Below are 3,630 nucleotides of genomic sequence, written 5' to 3' on the forward strand. Positions count from 1 at the left end.
GCGTTACACCACACTAAGGGACGCAACCCATAGCAGAAAGTGTCTTGTAGTTACTTCAGAGCAACCGGCGCCCAACTCGAAGAGGAAGATTAAGATTCCGGATGCCTGTGATGCCATGAACGTGAGTTACTTCGGCCCGTTCGATCTCTATCGGAAACTGGGGCTTCGGTTCCATTAGGAAGTAAGACCTAACGAGATGCTGAGCACTTAGATGGGAATATAAGTTTTTCTCACGACTAGTAGGTTCTGAACCTACTAGTCGTGAGAAAACCGCGTGAATAGATTTAGGGACGGGCGCGAGAGACTGTGCCCCCGAACTGCCATCCGCTCTACTTGAGCATGTAGAGCACCATTTTTGCCCTGGTCAGGGCTTTTACCGCGTGGGGGAGTCTCGTCGTGAAGTGAACCAGGCCTCCTGGCTTCAATATGACGGTCTTGCCGTCGCCGGTGATTTCTAGTTCGCCTTCTAGGGCTTGCACTATTACGGGCATGGCCGCGGTGTGTTCCGAGAGCTCCTCGTCCTTGTCGAAAGAGAACAGCACGACGTTAACGCCTTCTGCCTGCATAAGCGTCTTTGAGACGGTGGAATTTTCTGCGTATTCGATGCGGTCGGCGAGGTTGTCTATGAAGCCGAGCATGGCCGTCGGGAGGGGTTTGGGGTCACTCATTTCTGGTGTTCTTTCTTCAGTCTTCTTGCGTCTTGGGTTTGCGGGCAACGACCGCGATTCCGGTGAGCTGATCTTTGTATTCGTTGAACGTGGCGCGCATGGTCAAAATACGCTGGCGTAGATCCTTGTCGCGGAGAACATTCTTGATAATGCGCGCTACCCCGAGCAGCCCTTCGTCGGCTAGATTGCGTCGCGGCGATAGCAACGCCATCGGCTCGAAACCAACCCATTCGATGGTAAAGCCAGCGTTTTCAAGCACCTTGCACCATTCGTTTTCTGTTAGCGGGCGGGCGTTGACGCGAATCGTCTGGGCCAACTGCTTACGCAAGTTGTCGGCAAGCTGGGCGTCAATATCGTTGGGGGTGAGCCCAAGCTCGTGGATCGCGTAGCAGCCGCCTGGAGCGAGCAGCCGAAACGCTTCGGCCACGATCTCGTCCTTGCCCTTTTCGCCCTGCATCGTCAGCATGGCTTCGCCAATCACTACGTCAGCCGAGGCGTCTGGCAGGCCGGTGTTCTGGGCTTGCGCGTTAATAACCTTTCCGCCATGCGGGGTGACGACGTCTTGCACGTTTGCGACGGCATCGGGATCTTGGTCGACTCCTACATATGAGGAAACGCCGCGGTCGACTATGAGTTTCGCTGTTCGCCCCAAACCTGGGGCGAATTCCACCACTTCGCGGCCGGAAATATCTGCTTTATCCAGCATGCGCGTGGTGAGCTTCAGGCCACCGGGACGCAAGACCCGTTTCCCGGCGCGCGCCAGCACCCAATGCCCGGCGGCGGTTTTTGTAGAGCGATCACTTTGCGGAATGGAAGGATTCTTTGACACAACAAAATACTACCTGAATTAGCTTAGGTGAACCTAATTATTCAATTAAAAAACTCGCAACCGGCTAGTTGGGTCAACTTTTTGCCTACGCGGCATGGAGATATTCCGGGCTGCGTTTGCTTTGAGCGCGAATGATCGACGGCAGTAGCCCTTAGACAGTTTTGCAGTCAAAAAGTTTGCTAAAACTAGGTCGAACCAGGTGTTTGCGCCCACCAAACCGTCGTTTGCGTCCACTCAAGGGGTATCTTCAAGAGAACATCTAAACAATAAGCGATTGAATTTGTTTGTGTTGCTAGCGACTAGACCCGTCCGGGGGTCTTTCTATCACGTGTTGACGTGCTTGATGACACCATGCACCTGCTCGACAAAACCGTGTATAACACTCGCGAGCTCGAAACCCAGCAGGCCAAGCTGGGGGGGGTGGGGTGGCCTAAGAATTAGGTCCACGTGGTTTAAGCGTTGACCGTGTTTTCTTGTTTCCATTGTTCCGCGTATTCCCGTGGACTGAGGTAGCCCAGGGAAGAGTGCGGGTGGAAGGTATTGTACCGGTGTGACCACTGTGCCACGAGGGTTCGGGCGTGATCAAGGTCCTCGATACTGTTGTCTTCGAGGAGCTCGTCTCGCATCCGGTTATGGAAAGACTCAACGAACCCGTTATGCCAGGGCTGGCCTGGTGGGATGAACGCCTGGATCGTCTCATCCTCGGCTGCCCACTCCTGGAGCGCATGAGCGATGAACTCGGGCCCGTTATCCATCCGGATCACCCGCGGGCGTCCGCCATGTGCGAGCGAGGCTAGGTCGAGCAGCTCGATGACCGAGCCCGCATCAAGTTTCTTATCGACTGCGAAGGCGAGGTGTTCGCGGGTATATTCATCGATAATATTGCAGATCTTGATCGTCTTGCCGTGCCAGGTCGAGTCGAACTGGAAATCCAGCGCCCACACATCACCCGGGTATTGCCCCGCAGGCACATCCACCCAGCCGCTACCATCGACGCGTTTGCGCTTCTTCCGTGGCAACACGCGCAGGCCTTCTTCGCGCCATAAGCGGCGGAATGTTTCCCGGCACACCCCGTAGCCCAGGCCAAGAGCCTTGACCCAGACGCGCCGGTGTCCCCACCGGCGGTGATCCTTAGCGAACTCATGCATCCACTGACGCAGACCCGCATACTTATCAGGCCCATGATCGCGGTCTCTAGCGCGCCGGTAGGCTGAGCGTGAGAGCCCAACAACCTTGCATGCCAGTCTCTGGGAATAGCCCAGCTCGACCAGATGCCACACGGCATCGTGACGGCGAGCCGGGCCTAGAAGTTTCCCTCTGCCAATTCCTTCCATGCTGCTTTTTCCAGCTCGGCCTGACCCAGTAGCCGTTTCAGGTGCGTGTTCTCATCGCGCAGACGCTGCAACTCTTTCGCCTCGCTCCTGCTCATCGCACCATACGTCGCCTGCCACCTGTTCAACGTCGCTTCGCTAATACCCAGCTCGGTCAAGATCTGAGCGGTGGTCGACCCTGATTCTCTGAGTTCGCGGGCCTTATCAAGCTTGCGAAAAATCTGCTCAGGAGTGTGTTTACTAAACTTCTTCACCATTCATCCATTCCCCCTACCCACCGGGCAGGACATCAATGGACAACACTCAAGTCACCTGCACCTAAAAACCTGAGGCACTCCACCGGCACCGTTGCCAGGACGCATCGGGCAGCACTTCGGAAATGGCGTGCTGGATGCCTTCGTGGGCGTCACTGGTGATAAGGAAGACACCACGAAGCCCGCGGGCTTTTAAGTCCTGGAAGAAGCCTTTCCACGACGCGTTGGATTCCGCGGTGGCGACATGCATGCCGAGTATTTCGCGGTAGCCGTCGGCGTTGACACCGGTGGCAAGTAGTAGGCAGCATTTGACCACCCGGCCGCCTTCACGCACTTTGATCGTCAATGCGTCGCAGGACAGGTAGGCGTACCCGCCGGGGTTCAGGGGGCGGTTTTTGAAGTCTTCGACCATCTCGTCGAGTTCTTCTGACATGCGTGAGACTTGGGATTTCGACATGTTGGAAATCCCAAGTGTTGCCACCAGATCGTTCATTCGGCGGGTGGAAACCCCTTTGAGGTAGCAGGTCGCGATCACAGTCGATAAGGCT

Annotated in this window: 4 protein-coding genes and 1 pseudogene; 1 reads left to right on the forward strand and 4 read right to left on the reverse strand. The window is 56.0% G+C overall.

Annotation, left to right across the window (positions count from 1 at the left end):
* Nucleotides 1-178 (forward strand): DUF4411 family protein (locus tag HMPREF3174_RS09060; protein ID WP_148132187.1); only part of this gene is annotated, 178 nt, incomplete at its 5' end.
* A gap of 151 nt (nt 179-329) precedes the next feature.
* Here the strand turns inward: HMPREF3174_RS09060 and HMPREF3174_RS06505 are convergent.
* The 4 genes and pseudogenes from HMPREF3174_RS06505 to HMPREF3174_RS06525 all read right to left on the reverse strand — a co-directional run.
* On the reverse strand, nt 330-668 hold the full coding sequence (locus HMPREF3174_RS06505) for a cupin domain-containing protein (protein WP_024110836.1): 339 nt from the start codon (nt 666-668) through the stop codon (nt 330-332).
* A gap of 16 nt (nt 669-684) precedes the next feature.
* Nucleotides 685-1,497 carry a class I SAM-dependent methyltransferase gene (locus tag HMPREF3174_RS06510; protein ID WP_062614292.1) on the reverse strand — a complete coding sequence of 271 codons (813 nt, stop codon included), beginning with the start codon at nt 1,495-1,497 and terminating at the stop codon, nt 685-687.
* A gap of 452 nt (nt 1,498-1,949) precedes the next feature.
* Nucleotides 1,950-3,085 (reverse strand): IS3 family transposase gene (locus HMPREF3174_RS06515; RefSeq protein ID WP_148132188.1). Its coding sequence is split into 2 segments (ribosomal slippage): nt 1,950-2,815 and nt 2,815-3,085, totalling 1,137 coding nucleotides; the frame shifts between segments, so codons are not numbered across the junction.
* 82 nt (nt 3,086-3,167) lie between these two features.
* Nucleotides 3,168-3,630 (reverse strand): annotated as a pseudogene (locus tag HMPREF3174_RS06525) (transposase); the annotation flags it as partial.

Origin of the sequence: Trueperella sp. HMSC08H06 (assembly GCF_001808465.1) — a bacterium.
Classification (GTDB): Bacteria; Actinomycetota; Actinomycetes; order Actinomycetales; family Actinomycetaceae; genus Trueperella; species Trueperella bernardiae.

Excerpts from the sequence above, each read along its gene's own strand:
- HMPREF3174_RS06505 (WP_024110836.1), bottom strand. The coding sequence starts at position 668 with ATGAGTGACCCCAAACCCCTCCCGACGGCCATGCTCGGCTTCATAGAC.